This window comes from Vibrio thalassae (assembly GCF_900089835.1).
GTDB lineage: Bacteria > Pseudomonadota > Gammaproteobacteria > Enterobacterales > Vibrionaceae > Vibrio > Vibrio thalassae.
The window spans coordinates 25,415-39,701 of sequence record NZ_OANU01000013.1; the positions used below are offsets into that span (position 1 = coordinate 25,415).

The window sequence follows — 14,287 nt, forward strand, 5'->3', positions numbered from 1 at the left end:
CAAGTTACCAACAATATAGATCTTGCCAATTAGTCTGATCTTGATTTTGATCAAGACAATCTTCATATGAAGAGTTATGTTTTCATTTAATGAAAGCATTAATTTCTTTAAATGAAAGATTGGATGATACATGTATTTTAATATCCAAAGATTCTCTACTCATGATGGCGACGGCATTCGCAGTCTATTATTTCTCAAAGGATGCAGCTTGGCCTGCCCCTGGTGTCAGAACCCAGAAAGTCGCAGTGCTAAACACTCTTTGCTATTTGATCAGCGCAGCTGCTTGAATGACTGTCATCGCTGCTCGGACACTTGCCCTTCAATTGAAGCTACACCAGAAGGCATCAAGATACATAGAGATACCCTTGATGATTCACAAATCATTGCATTGCGAAACGTGTGCCCGACGCAAGCGTTGACTGTGTGTGGTGAAGAGGCTCAACAAAAAATGCTGTTCGATACCTTAATGAAGGATAAGCCGTTTTATGATCAAAGTAGTGGCGGGGTGACTTTCTCTGGTGGCGAACCATTGATGCAGTCGGATCTAGTGACGTCCTTAGCAAAGCAGCTCCAAGCAGAAGGTGTAAATACAGCTGTAGAAACGTGTATGCATGTACCGTGGAAAAACATTGAACAAGCAGCGCCCTATATTGATTGCTGGCTAACCGATCTTAAACACACCAACGAAAGGAAATTCTTAGACTGGGCACAGGGTTCACTGAAACGTATTAAGAGCAACTTCCACAAACTAGCGCCTATTGCAAAACGAATCATCATTCGTGTCCCAGTGGTCCCAGACTTTAATGACTCCCCCGAAGAGCTCAAAGACATTATTGATTTTGCAGCTGATATCGAAAGCTGTACTGAACTACACCTGCTGCCCTATCACACACTAGGCATCAATAAATACCGTTTGTTGGATATGCCCTATTTATGCTCCGACAAACCACTCAACAACCCTGACCTGCTTGAATACGCGCAACAGTACGCCAAGCAGTATCCACGTATCAACGTGATTGTAAGAGGCTAATGACTATGGAACTCAATTACTTACCTAAGCGTATTCAAGGACATAAGAAAGCTCTGGTTAATATTATTACGCCACCTATTTGTACCGAGCGTGCGCAAGCATACACCAAAGTCTACCAGCAGAATGAAGACAAGCCTGTTATCGTCCAACGAGCACTAGCACTGGAAGAACATTTAGCGACACGTACAATTTGGATCGATAATAATGAGCTAATTGTGGGTAACCAAGCCAGCAAACTGCGCGCGGCGCCCATCTTCCCTGAGTACACCGTACGTTGGATTGAAGCAGAGATTGATGAGCTTGCTGACCGACCAGGAGCAGGCTTTGCTGTCACCGAGCAAGACAAAGACGTTATCCACGCCCTTACCCCATATTGGCGAGGTAAAACGGTACAGGATCGTTGCTATGGTCTATTCACCGATGAGCAGCAAGCCATCTTGGCAACGACCATTATCAAAGCCGAAGGTAATATGACATCCGGTGACGCTCACTTGGCGGTCGATAACGAAAAGATCCTCGCCATTGGTTTAGATGGGCTCATTACCGAGGTGGACGATCATCGTTTAAATAACGATATGTCCACTTATGAAGGACTTAAGAAAGAGCAGTTTTATAAGTCGGTCGGTATTGTGTTACGTGCGATTCAGCAACACATTTTGCGTTTCTCGGAGTTGGCATTGAACATGGCGCAACAGGAGTCGGATACTCAACGCAAACTAGAGCTTGAAACCATTGCCGCAAACTGTGAACACATTGCTTATCATCCACCTTGCAACTTCTGGCAAGCATTACAGCTCTGCTACTTTGTGCAACTGATGCTGCAAATCGAATCAAACGGTCACTCGGTATCATTTGGTCGTATGGACCAATATCTTAATGATTTCTACATCACCGATATCAACAATGGCTCCTTACAGCCTAGCTTCGCCACAGAGCTACTACAAAGCTGTTGGTTAAAGCTGTTGGAAGTCAACAAAATACGCTCAGGGGCTCATTCCAAAGCCTCGGCTGGTTCTCCACTTTATCAAAACGTCTGTATTGGCGGTCAAAAGCTTGATGAGAAAGGAGTGCCAATGGATGCGGTCAACCCACTTTCTTGGGCAATTCTTGAGTCATGTGGCCAACTCCGCTCCACGCAACCTAACTTGAGTGTTCGCTATCACGAAGGCCTGAATCATGAGTTCTTAATGGGTTGTATCGACGTCATTAAGTGTGGCTTTGGTATGCCAGCGTTTAACAACGATGAAATCGTTATTCCTGAGTTTATAAAACTAGGGGTCGAGCGAGAAGATGCCTACAACTATACGTCGATTGGTTGCATTGAAACCGCGGTTCCCGGTAAGTGGGGTTATCGCTGCACCGGTATGAGCTTTATTAACTTTGCTCGAATCCTATTGGCCGCGTTAAATGAAGGTATCGATGCCACGTCTGGAGAGTGCTTCTTACCTCACAGTAAATCACTAGAGAAAAACAATTTCGCTAGTATGGATGAAGTGATGCACAGCTGGGCAGATCAAGTCCGCTACTACACCAGAAAGTCGATTGAAATTGATACCGTTGTCGACTCTGTGCTGGAGCAACAGGCGCACGATATCTTTTGCTCATCGTTGGTTGATAACTGCTTACCAAGTGGCAAAACCGTCAAGGAAGGCGGTGCGAAGTATGATTGGATATCCGGATTACAAGTGGGTATTGCAAACTTAGGTAACAGCTTGGCAGCCATCAAGCATCTGGTGTTCTATGAAAAGCAGATCAGCCAGCCGGAATTGGCGAAAGCGCTGGCGGAGAACTTTGAAGGTTCACAACAAGAACAGTTGCGCCACCAGCTGATTAACTTTGCGCCTAAATATGGCAACGACGATGACGCTGTTGACCATCTACTAGCGCAAGCGTATCAAGTTTACATTGATGAACTTAAACAATTCGTTAATACCCGACATGGACGAGGCCCGATTGGCGGTGGGTACTATGCGGGGACCTCTAGTATCTCTGCTAACGTGCCATTCGGAGCCTCGACAATGGCAACGCCTGATGGCAGAAAAGCGTCAACTCCACTTGCTGAAGGAGCAAGCCCTTCGTCTGGCTCAGATCGTTTGGGACCAACGGCTGTGTACAACTCAGTGGCCAAAATCCAAGCAAATCAGATTCTTGGAGGCGTGTTGTTGAATCAGAAACTCTCTCCTGCTGCTGTGCAGTCGGACAGCGACAAACTGAAGCTATCCATGTTGATTAGAACTTTCTTCAATCATCATAAGGGGTGGCACGTTCAATACAATATCGTATCGAGAGAGACCTTATTGGCAGCCAAACGCAATCCTGAACAGTATCGCGATCTCGTGGTTCGCGTTGCAGGATACTCGGCGTTCTTTACTGCATTGTCTCCAGACGCGCAGGATGACATCATCGCTCGTACCGAACACGATTTATAACAAGTTTCAAATAACGACTTTCAAATGAAATTGAAACGAAAGAGGGCTATACTGGCCCTCTTCTTAATTGATGTATGCAAACACCCAGGGCCTCAATGAATTCCAGACAGTCTGAAATATTAACCTTAGTGAACGACAGAACACGAGTGCAAGTCACCGATCTATCTGAGCTGACAGGTGTTTCCGGTGTAACTATTCGTCAAGACCTCAATTATCTAGAGCAAAACGGCTACTTAAAACGGGTTCATGGTGCAGCCGTTTCCTTACAAAGTGATGATATCGACTCTCGTCTTGAAGTGCATTTCGATATAAAACAGCAGCTTGCCAACAAGGCTGCTGATCTTGTTGCCGCTAATGAAACGGTGCTTATCGAAGGCGGCAGTGCCAATGCGTTACTTGCTCGTACACTAGCAGAAAGAGGTGATGTCACCATCATCACTCCTTCTGCCTACATCGCGCATCTCGTTCGTCATACCTCAGCCAACATCATTTTGCTGGGCGGTGTTTACCAACATCAAGGTGAAAGTTTAGTTGGACCACTAACCAAACTGTGCATTGAGAATATTCATTTTAGTACTGCGTTTTTAGGTATTGATGGCTTTGATATTGATACCGGATTTACCAGCCGCGATATGATGCGCGCAGACATTGCCGACACCATCATCCAGAAGAAACGCCGCAATATTGTTTTGACCGACTCCAGGAAATTTGGGCAGATCTTTCCGTCATCGATTGGCGACACCAGTGAGATATCCATCTTACTGACTGATGATGCTGTGCCAAAGGATGTCGTCACACATTTACAGTCTAAACAGGTTGAGGTCATTATCGGCTAGCGATATTAGTTCAAAGGCAATAGTATTAATACTGATATGCTTTTGTGTAATAAATGGCGGGCAAGAGGCAATCAACAACATTGACACCAACGGCCAAGACTTCTCTTTTACCGTTCGCTATTACGGCGTGAACCAAAAAGTCCTCGATGGGAAGGTCAAACCTGAGAAAACCGTCGTTAAGTCATAAGCTTAACTCAATTCGTCGACTAAGATACAACCTCATTTTAGACATAGCGATGGAGCAACTGCAACGTGGTGAAACAGTATCGCGCATCGCTGTTCGTCCACTTTAGGTGTTAGTCACTGGATATTCATTTAACGCCCCTCAGTTAACCGTTTGTAACAGCGCAGATTGGCTTGGAAACGTGCCATATTAAGACCCGCACAGTCTGGTTTGTTTCCATCGAGTTCGCTGTGTTGAACAAGTCTTACCTCACCAAACTGCCTCTCCAGATGATAGACAACCGACAACGCTGCGTTCAACTGTTCATCGGTAAACACACCAGAACGACCAATCAGACATATCCCAACAGAATGAGCGTTATGCCCTTTCACATGAGCACCTCTTTCAAACGGAGAGACCAAAGAATCGTTATTCAATGCTCGTCCCGTTTCGATGTGACCGTTATAGCAGGGATGATAAGATTTGGCACTCAGCCAGCCATTCAAAATCACGTAATGATATCCAATCCCTTGCCAGCCTCTCGCCAGATGCCATTTTGCAATTAGCGCAGCGTTACCAAAGTGAGAATCGGAGCAATGCAATACTATGGTTACCATGTAATTTGCTCCTTTACTCTCTGTTCGAGGGTTTTAGTCACCGCCTCATGTTGTGGACGACTCGTTCCAGTTACCAATCGGGTCACTGAATTTGATATTCCGCGCTTCTCAGCGCTTCTACCTAGTGCATAGGCCCCTGCGACAGCTCCCCACATATAAAGAAATGCCGATAAAATAGTGGTAGAGCTCTCAATGACGGCCGAGCTCGCTTCAAGATGCGAAAGTAACGCTACTCTCAATCCAAGCAGTTCTAGTAACACAAACAGGAGCCCTGCATAAATCACCGTTGGCCTTGCTCGCTTAGTGTAAAGATCGGATTGGTGAAGCTCAGCGATGATGACATCTTTCGAGGCGCTGATTTCTCGTTGGTAGGTGTCATGGATTTGTTTTTCGCGCTCTGCGATAAGCTGTTCTAGTTGAACTTTAAAGCGCTGTTCATTTTGTGCTAACTGTGAAGTAATCGCCGCCATTTGTGCTTTAAACTTTGTGCGATTGTTCTGTGCTGAGACGCTGTCTCTGCTCTTTTCTTCATCCGTATAGAAGTAATCATCTACGGCAGATTCTACCTGCTCAACTATCGAAGCTGCATTACCAGTCACAAATCCCCAGATCTGATTCCACATGTTCACGTTCTCCTTATTCCTTTACACATCAAAACCTTGGGTAGTAAAACAATAATGACAACTTGAACAAGCGTGTCGCGTAAAGTCTGAGGTTTTTCGACTGTATTCACGAGAGATAGTGAAATGAGAGTATTGCCATATGAGAATACGAGATCATGAACACAACAAACCTCTCCTCCTATATGGCACAATACCCATCTAATGCTTGAAACCATTGCAACCTAAAACACTAACCTTTCAGCAGGACCCTCGAATGAATAAAGAAACGAAACTGCTCGTGGTGGCAATCATGATTGCATTACTGAACATCATCTCCCACTTGTTGCTTTCCAAGTACTTTACTGACTTTCCGTGGTTAGAAGTCTCCTTGGCATCTATTCCTTTTATCATGATGCTTCTGTGTTTTTGCGGTTCGCTACGCTGCCAACGCCTTGAAAGAAAAGCAATCTGCCGAGGATCGCGAAAGGATCTCAAACGACATATAAAGGTTGCCGTCAATCCATTATGTTCGCCTTGACCATGAAGTAATATCGCCACCAGGCTTATACAAATATTTATATTGAATAATCTTGAGTGTATACTTAGCAAAGTAAAATTAAAAAGTTTGTACACTGGAAACTAAATGTTAATAAAAAAAATGGACGCGCCATTAGATATGCAAATAGGTGCGAGATTTGAAACTAAAAAGCATGGCTATGTTACGGTTGTTGAATACTACAATACACATACCGTCATTGTTGCGTTCGAAAATACCGGTAATATACGGTCGATAACTGCGGCTAAACTTCGCAGTGGTCAACTTACCGATCGTTCTGTTCCGGTTCAATCATCAATGGTTGGTGAAACTATTCAATCACCCAACCATGGTTTATTGACTATTATTCAAGTCGAATCAGATAACATTGTCGTATTAGAAAATTCCGTTGGTGATGAAGTACGAATGCTTTTACCCGCGGTACAAAAACTACGAGATAAAAATGATGAATCTATTGAGGATTCAGATGAACCACAACTACCAACTTCATTAAGTGCTCTCACAAAAAGAAATAAGAAGACTAAAGACGTCAATAAACTCCTTAAGAAAATGCTTACTGATTATGGTAAGTAGACCCTACTCTTATTAACCAAGTGAAAGTCAGTTCATATTTCTAGATCACATTATTTCCGATCGTCCTCTATAAGCAAATAAACATACTCTTTCATCACTACCCCTTAAGTATTATCGATTATCTTTTAATCACTACCACTTGGTTGATATTGTGACTCAGATCATAAGGTCAACTTGATTTTGTGACTCAGATCCATAGATCCGTTCGATATTTTCGTTATGATGCATTCAATCCAATAGAGAGGTGAACGGCCTCCTTCTCAATAACTCTACAGAGAATGACGATATGAAAAAAATAATGGTTGTGTGCGGAAACGGTCTTGGTACTTCATTAATGATGGAAATGGCAGTTAAGGAAGTAGCTAAGAAAATTGGTCTTGATGCAGAAGTTGATCATGAGGATCTATCATCAGCAGCATCAAGTAATGCTGATATTTGGGTAGCGGCTACTGATGTTGCAACGCAATTAGCAGACGCCGGTAAAGAGAATATTGTTAGCCTAGCGAATATTTTTGATAAAGCTTCAATTGAAGAGCAACTAAAAAAATTCATCTAAGGAATAAATACCATGGCTAACTTTTTCGAATTTATGCTTGGCTTATTAAAAGAGCCCGCAATCATGGTTGGTTTAATAGCATTCATTGGCCTTATTGCTCAAAAAGCTGATATTTCAACCATTTTAAAAGGCACTATTAAAACCGTAATGGGTTTCCTAATTTTAGGGTTTGGTGCTGGTGCTTTAGTAGGCGCATTAAATAATTTCTCCACTGTATTTACAGAAGCTTTTGGCGTAAGTGGTGTTATCCCAAATAACGAAGCAATTGTTGCTCTAGCACAAGAGGCATTCGGTTATGAGATGGCATTAATTATGTTCTTCGCTTTTATTGTTAATATTATTTTGGCTCGTTTCACTCCGCTAAAATATATTTTCTTGACTGGCCACCATACCATGTTTATGTCTATGCTTGTGGCAGTTATTCTGTCGACAGCAGGAATTACTGGTGCGGCTCTAGTTGCAATGGGGTCAATTATCGTTGGTTCGCTCATGGTAATTATGCCAGCACTTGCTCAGAAATATACTGTGAAAGTCATGGGTACCGATCAACTGGCGATGGGTCACTTCTCAACACTGTCTTACATTGTTGCTGGCTTTATCGGTAGCAAATTTGGTAACCCAGAAAAATCAACTGAACACATTAACGTTCCAAAGAGCCTAATGTTCCTACGTGATACGCCCGTTGCCGTTGCAACGACCATGGCGGTGTTCTTTATGATTGCATCTATCTTTGCAGGCGGTGAGTTTGTAGAGGGTGTTTCTGGTGGTCAAAACTGGGTGGTCTTCACCTTCATGCAATCTCTAACTTTCGCAGGTGGCGTCTACATCGTACTGCAAGGTGTTAAGATGTTGATTGCTGAAATTGTACCGGCATTTAAAGGTATCTCAGACAAGCTTGTACCTGGTGCTAAGCCAGCGCTAGACTGCCCTATGGTATTCCCTGTAGCACCTAACGCTGTATTGATTGGTTTCCTTTCATCTTTCACAGCTGGTCTTGTCGCTATGGGCATCCAAGGCATGTTTGATTGGACCATTATCGTAGCAGGTGTTGTTCCTCACTTCTTCGTAGGTGGTGCATCTGGTGTTTATGGTAACGCAACAGGCGGTCTTCGCGGTGCAGTACTGGGCGCGTTCACTCAAGGTTTATGTATCTCATTCCTACCAATGCTACTGCTACCAGTGCTAGGAGGCTTAGGTCTTGAGGCAACAACATTTGCTGACTTCGACTTCGGTGTAGTAGGTCTGATTCTAGGTTGGATTGTATCATGAGCATCATGAAGCTAATTGGAGATAACGGTATCGTTATCTCTCACGAAACAAATTTAAGCGTGGATGCCGCGCTAGACATCACCTGTTCGAAACTGATTGAGCAAGGTAAAGTCGAGCCAAGTTATTTAGCTGCCATTAAGGCTAAGCACAAAGAAATTGGTGCTTACTATGTTCTTGCTCCTAAAATTGCCATGCCTCATGCTCGTCCAGAAGACGGCGTCAATGAGCAAGCTCTGCAAATCACCATCTTTAAAAATGGTGTGAACTTAGAGTCCGAAGATAACGGCGATGTTTATTTCTCGGTCACATTGGCAGCAATGGACTCTGATAGCCACATCCAAACCATCATGGCCTTAGCAGAGCTCTTCCAAAACGATGAAGACGTTGACGCCATCATCGCTGCGGATAATGAAGCAGCTATTGCTGAAATTCTCAACAAATACTAGCTTTGATCATGAATAAGTAGATTAAGCCCTCGTCTAGCGAGGGCTTTTTTATACCAAAAATCCAATATTCAAAAACCGTAAACAAACCTTGACCTGTCTATAACTTTATACTTTACAGTATGCGCATCTCATGGAGGATGTTGATGCAATGATGCATACAAGATCCTTTGAAATAACAGGTAACCTCATGAAAATAAGACCAGAAACTCACCAAGACAGCAAACCGATCCACGCAATAACGTACCAAGCATTTGAGAATCACCCACATCACGAGCCGGGTGCAAAACCGACGGAGCATCTTATTGTCGACAGACTTCGTCGTGACAACGCCCTGACCCTCTCTCTCGTATGCGAAGCCGACAACGAGATTATTGGTCATATTGCATTTTCACCAATTCTAATAAACGGTGAAGATTCAACTTGGGTCGGGTTGGGTCCTGTCTCTGTTGTTCCAGAGCATCAAGGTAAAGGCATAGGCGGAGCGCTGATTCGAGAAGGAGAAGCTCAACTCAAACAACTTGGTTATCAAGGCATTGTGTTACTTGGAGAGCCAAGTTATTACGGTCGTTTTGGGTTCGAATCTCACCCAAGCCTAACGTTGGCAGACGTCCCGGCGGAGTACTTTCTAGTGAAAGGGTTTGACTATACGATCCCTAAGGGCGAAGTCAGCTATCACAAAGCGTTTTTTGAAACGGAATAATTCGCGTCTAACCAGCCAATAAACCTCTCTGCCCATCACATCGCAGAGAGGTTATTCATGACTGTAAGTTTATTGTTGGCACTGTTTCAGGCTGCCTAACATCGCCAGCAACAGTTGATTGTATTGGTCTTTACCCACTTCGATGTTAGCACCAATAGGATCCATCACACCGATGGTAGTGACCGTCGAGTTTTCAAACACTGAGTTCACCAGTTGCGGATTAAACTGAGGCTCTGTGAACACACAAGTTACCCCAAGTTCTTTCACCGTGTTGCGAATTTGAGTAATACGCGCAGGGCTTGGCTTCGATGCGTCCGATACCGATATTGCTCCTGACGCTAGCACGCCAAATCGTTGTTCGAAATACTGATAGGCATCGTGGAAAACAATGAATTTAATACCGCCCAGATTTTGGGTTTGCTGTTTTATCTCAGAAGTCAGTTGTTGTAAGCGAGAAATCGTCGCTTTTGCGTTCTGTTGATAAATCGATGCATGCTCACTATCAGCTTCAGAGAGTGTTTTGGCGATGGCTTTAACCCAAACTTCGGCATTTTGAGGATCTAACCATACATGTGGGTCATGGCCTTCATGATGGTGCCCATGATGCTCTTCTTGGTGTTTATCATGGTGGTCAGCATCGTGATGTTCATGATCATGTTCATCATGATGAGCCTCATCTCCATGGTGTTCATGCGCCTCAAATGTGGCCCCCTCACGGAAGTCATACAAGGTTGTACCATCCACTTCCATCATCTCAACTTTCTTTGCTGATCCCGCTAAGCTGGATAGTGGTTTTTCGAGCCAAGGGGTCAACCCCTCGCCAACCCAAAATACAACGTTCGCTTCTGAGAGAGCTTTAGCCTCTGATGGACGCAAATGGTATTCATGTGGTGATGACTCTGGACGAATCAATAAGTCAGGCTCACCAACGCCATCCATCACCTGAGACACTAACGAATGCAATGGGGCAATATCCACTGCCACATTGGGCACCTGAGCGTAAGCATTTGAAGCTGCAACCAGACTAACCACCATGCCTGATAGGGCTTTTCTAAACATTTTGTTCTCCCTGTTTTTAAGATATAGGTTGGAAACCACATTTGCTATGTTATAACATAACTTTTATTCCAGACGTCTTGCAAGCATCTTTTCGCTCTGTGCAAGTGTGCTAAGCGTCGTTACTTAATAAGTTGAGAGAAGGTGAATGTTGATTTCATCCCACGGGTTGTCAGTTAAATTTGGCAGCCATTTAATATTGGACAACATAAATATCTCGGTGAGTCAGGGGGAAATAGTCACGATTGTCGGCCCCAACGGGTCAGGTAAATCCACACTATTGAAGACCTTGATAGGCGCAATCTCCCCAATTAGCGGTCACATCGAGCGCAGTGAGAGTTTGAAGATCGGCTACGTGCCCCAGCGTTTACATATTGATGAAACCCTACCGATGACGGTATATCGCTTTCTAACGCTTCCTCTGCGTCATTCCAAATCAAGGATAAAACAAGCCTTGGAGCAAGCTGGGGTTGCTAACTTAGAAATACAGCAACTTCGGTCGCTATCAGGCGGGCAATTACAACGCGTCCTGCTGGCTCGAGCACTTCTGGAGCAACCGTCCCTACTGTTACTCGACGAGGCCACTCAAGGACTAGACCAGCGAGGTACTGTCGATTTCTACCAGCAAATCGACGCGATCCGCAAACAAACAGGATGTGCTGTCATCATGGTGAGTCACGATCTTCATGTTGTTATGCGAAGAACAGATCGAGTGATCTGTTTAAACGGACATGTATGCTGCGAAGGTGTTCCAGAGAAGGTCAGTGCGTCACCAGAGTACAAAGCACTATTCAGTTTGGATGATGAAGACGTGCTAGGTGTCTATCGACACCACTCTTCCCCAATCGCTCTCCAAGAAGGAAGACTCAATGTTGGATGATTTTCTATGGCGAGCGGCCTTAGCAGGAATTGGCGTTACATTAGCCGCCGCGCCATTGGGCTGTTTTATCGTCTGGCGTCGCATGGCCTATTTTGGTGATGCTACCGCTCATGCCTCTATGCTGGGCGTTGCGTTGTCACTGGCATTTTCGCTGCCTATTTTTCCAGGTGTGCTGTTTATTGCACTTCTGATGGCCATAACCGTCTCCACCTTCAGCGGCAGAGGTTACGCCATGGATACCTTACTCGGCGTCATGGCTCATTCGGCATTAGCAATCGGTCTGGTTGCTGTCTCATTTTTATCCGGGATTCGTCTTGATCTGATGGCCTATTTATTCGGCGATATTCTGGCGGTAAGCAAAACCGATTTATTGGTGATTTGGCTGGGTACGTTGCTGGTTGTTGGACTGATTGGCTTTCGTTGGTCTGGGTTACTGCTCTCCACCTTAAACAAAGATCTCGCGCTAGCAAGTGGCTATTCTCCCAAAAGGGAGCAACTGATTCTCACAATCGCACTTGCTGTCGTCGTTGCAGTCGCCATTAAAGTGGTGGGTGTGTTGCTGATTGTTGCCATGCTGATCATTCCTGCTGCCACCGCCCGCCCATTTAGCCGCACCCCCGAAATCATGGTCGTATTGGCGGCGGTTATTGGCAGCAGTTCCAGCATTGTAGGTCTGCGCACTTCTTATCTAATGGATACGCCTACCGGCCCAACGATCGTTTGTGTCGCCGCTGGGCTATTTCTTGTTTCAAGCTTGGTTTGGAAAGTTACCGTCAAACGTCAAGAGAATGGAGGCTAAGCACTTATGCATAACTACTTAACCAATACAGCCACAGATCTGGGAATGTCCCCTCCACTGCCACTGAGCCTACAACCCAGCGCTCTGACGGGAATTTATCAGCCAGAACACAACATCGCGGTTTGGCATCGCTCACTCTCAACAAAAATGACACAAAGTATAGCGTTGCTGCTTCAAGAGCAGACATCTTTAGCGCTAGTGCAAACTGTCACACCCAGCAACACAGCACATTGGGTAAAGGAGAAGCTGGCTAGTCATGATTGCGCAGAGGCTTTAGGCGAAGACATTGCGCTTATCGTTGATATGTTCTGTTGTCTATTCGATTTAAAGGAGGCGGGCTTGCGTCTGACTCGTTTAGATAAACCCATGTGTCCTAAATTTCATGTCGATCATGTCCCCTGTCGACTCGTGACGACTTATCTTGGCAGTGCGACCCAATGGCTAAGTAATAACGACGTTGACCGCCGTAAACTCGGTGCAGGAAGTCATGGTAAGCCCGATCATCTGTCTGGTATTTATCCTAATGAGGCTAGTATCAATCAGCTGTCTTCTGGTGACGTTGCATTGTTAAAAGGCAGTGGATGGGAAGGTAACGAAGCGTTGGGGCTGGTGCATCGCTCACCTGAGGTTCTACCAAATGAACGAAGGCTATTACTCACATTAGACATGGTATAGCGATTATGGGTGACATTAACAACATCATTGAGCATGCCGAAAAGCGCTGTAAGACTCGCGGTAAACAACTGACATCTAAACGTAAATTGATCCTAAAAGCGTTAGTCCATGCTGATAAAGCATTATCCGCCTATGACTTAGTTGATTATTGTAAGACGCATTTTGACCAGAATATTCAAGCTATGTCGGTCTATCGCATTTTGGAGTTTCTCGAGAGCGAGCACTTTGCTCATAAGCTCAGTGTTTCTAACAAATACATCTTTTGCTCTCACATTCTTTGCGAACATGAGCACGGCGTTCCTCAGTTCCTTATCTGTTCTCAATGCAACAAGATCAGTGAACAAATCATTGATCCTAATGTGGTATCCGGCCTCCAGTTACACGCCCAAAAGCAAGGCTTTACCGTGTTAAGTCCACAATTTGAGATCAGCGGCGTGTGCGACGAATGTGCGAGAAACGACTAATCACCACCATTTAACAGCCTATTTCACCCAAAGGAGTCCCTAATTCCCATGTCTGCCACGCTTATCAAGAACGCGCGCTTAGTCAATGAAGGAAGCATCATTGAGACGGATATTAGAATTGTTGGTAAGCGAATCGAGATGATTGATGATCAAGTCCACTTTCGCGAACCGGGCCTTACCCATAAAGGAACGATTGCAAGTGAATCTCGATCGGTGGTGGCAGAACTGCCTTTGGTTCAACACGCCCTACTCAACTTACTCGATCAAATGCATCAAGGTTACCGGAGAATTGCCAATGAACCCTAAAAACCCGCCCATTAAAGCGGTTCCCACCAATATCATTACTGGTTTTCTGGGCGTCGGCAAAACCACAGCGATTGTTAATCTTATGAAGAACAAGCCAAACAATGAGCGTTGGGCAATTCTAGTTAACCTGAACTCGGGATAAAAAAAGAAGGGAACTAAAAGCTGGTTCTGCGATCAGATCTTTCGACCAAGAGAGACTTATCACAAGGAACCAGCTATGCACAAATTAGTGGACTTATTTTGCCATGTCGATGACTTTTGTCAGGCTTTTCTACCCCAGTGGCAAAAACTTCAGCTTGAGAGCGGCGTACGGAAGCGTAATCGCAAAGG

The 14,287-nt window shown here is 44.7% G+C and carries 16 protein-coding genes and 3 pseudogenes; 16 read left to right on the forward strand and 3 right to left on the reverse strand.

From position 1 onward, the window contains the following. Nucleotides 1-130 precede the first annotated feature (130 nt). The 3 genes from VTH8203_RS06980 to VTH8203_RS06990 all read left to right on the forward strand — a co-directional run bounded on the left by VTH8203_RS06980 (nt 131) and on the right by VTH8203_RS06990 (nt 4,295). Entirely contained in the window at nt 131-1,030 is a 900-nt protein-coding gene (locus tag VTH8203_RS06980) for a glycyl-radical enzyme activating protein (protein WP_096993016.1), read from the forward strand. Between the two features lie 5 nt (nt 1,031-1,035). Continuing rightward, complete coding sequence (locus VTH8203_RS06985) at nt 1,036-3,459, forward strand: formate C-acetyltransferase/glycerol dehydratase family glycyl radical enzyme (RefSeq protein ID WP_096993030.1); 2,424 nt, start codon at nt 1,036-1,038, stop codon at nt 3,457-3,459. Nucleotides 3,460-3,554: 95 nt separating this feature from the next. Further along, the gene (locus VTH8203_RS06990) at nt 3,555-4,295 is read left to right on the forward strand and encodes a DeoR/GlpR family DNA-binding transcription regulator (protein WP_096993031.1); all 741 of its coding nucleotides are present in this window, start codon (nt 3,555-3,557) and stop codon (nt 4,293-4,295) included. A gap of 315 nt (nt 4,296-4,610) precedes the next feature. Here the strand turns inward: VTH8203_RS06990 and VTH8203_RS07000 are convergent, their stop codons facing one another. Continuing rightward, on the reverse strand, nt 4,611-5,075 hold the full coding sequence (locus VTH8203_RS07000) for an N-acetylmuramoyl-L-alanine amidase (protein ID WP_096993018.1): 465 nt from the start codon (nt 5,073-5,075) through the stop codon (nt 4,611-4,613). Beyond that, the gene (locus tag VTH8203_RS07005; RefSeq protein WP_096993019.1) at nt 5,069-5,698 is read right to left on the reverse strand and encodes a 3TM-type holin; all 630 of its coding nucleotides are present in this window, start codon (nt 5,696-5,698) and stop codon (nt 5,069-5,071) included. Before VTH8203_RS07005 ends, VTH8203_RS07000 begins: the two co-directional genes overlap by 7 nt. 253 nt (nt 5,699-5,951) lie before the next feature. Here VTH8203_RS07005 and VTH8203_RS07010 point away from each other — a divergent pair, with 253 nt between their 5' ends. The 6 genes from VTH8203_RS07010 to VTH8203_RS07035 all read left to right on the forward strand — a co-directional run bounded on the left by VTH8203_RS07010 (nt 5,952) and on the right by VTH8203_RS07035 (nt 9,777). Beyond that, nucleotides 5,952-6,215 carry a hypothetical protein gene (locus tag VTH8203_RS07010; protein ID WP_244181157.1) on the forward strand — a complete coding sequence of 88 codons (264 nt, stop codon included), beginning with the start codon at nt 5,952-5,954 and terminating at the stop codon, nt 6,213-6,215. Nucleotides 6,216-6,320: 105 nt separating this feature from the next. After that, nucleotides 6,321-6,806, forward strand: coding sequence for a hypothetical protein (locus VTH8203_RS07015; protein ID WP_096993020.1), 486 nt, complete (start codon nt 6,321-6,323; stop codon nt 6,804-6,806). A 286-nt stretch (nt 6,807-7,092) separates the two neighbouring features. Further along, a complete protein-coding gene (locus VTH8203_RS07020; RefSeq protein ID WP_063603174.1) occupies nt 7,093-7,362 on the forward strand; it encodes a PTS sugar transporter subunit IIB in 270 nt (89 codons plus the stop codon). 12 nt (nt 7,363-7,374) lie between these two features. Next, nucleotides 7,375-8,631 carry a PTS ascorbate transporter subunit IIC gene (gene ulaA / locus VTH8203_RS07025; RefSeq protein ID WP_096993021.1) on the forward strand — a complete coding sequence of 419 codons (1,257 nt, stop codon included), beginning with the start codon at nt 7,375-7,377 and terminating at the stop codon, nt 8,629-8,631. Continuing rightward, nucleotides 8,628-9,077 (forward strand): PTS sugar transporter subunit IIA, encoded by a 450-nt coding sequence (locus tag VTH8203_RS07030; protein WP_158296073.1) that lies wholly within the window; start codon nt 8,628-8,630, stop codon nt 9,075-9,077. Before ulaA ends, VTH8203_RS07030 begins: the two co-directional genes overlap by 4 nt. Before the next feature lie 187 nt (nt 9,078-9,264). Then, entirely contained in the window at nt 9,265-9,777 is a 513-nt protein-coding gene (locus VTH8203_RS07035; RefSeq protein WP_096993032.1) for a GNAT family N-acetyltransferase, read from the forward strand. A 69-nt stretch (nt 9,778-9,846) separates the two neighbouring features. Here the strand turns inward: VTH8203_RS07035 and VTH8203_RS07040 are convergent, their stop codons facing one another. Then, entirely contained in the window at nt 9,847-10,836 is a 990-nt protein-coding gene (locus VTH8203_RS07040; protein ID WP_096993023.1) for a zinc ABC transporter substrate-binding protein, read from the reverse strand. A gap of 145 nt (nt 10,837-10,981) precedes the next feature. On the opposite strand from VTH8203_RS07040, the gene VTH8203_RS07045 reads away from it, so the two are divergent. The 7 genes and pseudogenes from VTH8203_RS07045 to VTH8203_RS25675 form a co-directional block, all read left to right on the forward strand. Next, nucleotides 10,982-11,713 (forward strand): ATP-binding cassette domain-containing protein, encoded by a 732-nt coding sequence (locus VTH8203_RS07045; protein WP_096993024.1) that lies wholly within the window; start codon nt 10,982-10,984, stop codon nt 11,711-11,713. Then, a complete protein-coding gene (locus tag VTH8203_RS07050; protein WP_006069238.1) occupies nt 11,703-12,512 on the forward strand; it encodes a metal ABC transporter permease in 810 nt (269 codons plus the stop codon). The genes VTH8203_RS07045 and VTH8203_RS07050 overlap by 11 nt, the downstream gene beginning before the upstream one ends. Nucleotides 12,513-12,518: 6 nt before the next feature. Then, the gene (locus VTH8203_RS07055) at nt 12,519-13,187 is read left to right on the forward strand and encodes a DUF1826 domain-containing protein (RefSeq protein WP_096993025.1); all 669 of its coding nucleotides are present in this window, start codon (nt 12,519-12,521) and stop codon (nt 13,185-13,187) included. A gap of 5 nt (nt 13,188-13,192) precedes the next feature. Further along, nucleotides 13,193-13,651 (forward strand): Fur family transcriptional regulator, encoded by a 459-nt coding sequence (locus tag VTH8203_RS07060; protein WP_096993026.1) that lies wholly within the window; start codon nt 13,193-13,195, stop codon nt 13,649-13,651. A gap of 48 nt (nt 13,652-13,699) precedes the next feature. Then, nucleotides 13,700-13,873: pseudogene (locus VTH8203_RS07065) on the forward strand (dihydroorotase); the annotation flags it as partial. A 73-nt stretch (nt 13,874-13,946) separates the two neighbouring features. Further along, nucleotides 13,947-14,084, forward strand: a pseudogene (locus tag VTH8203_RS07070) (GTP-binding protein); the annotation flags it as partial. A gap of 90 nt (nt 14,085-14,174) precedes the next feature. Then, nucleotides 14,175-14,287 (forward strand): annotated as a pseudogene (locus tag VTH8203_RS25675) (IS982 family transposase); the annotation flags it as partial.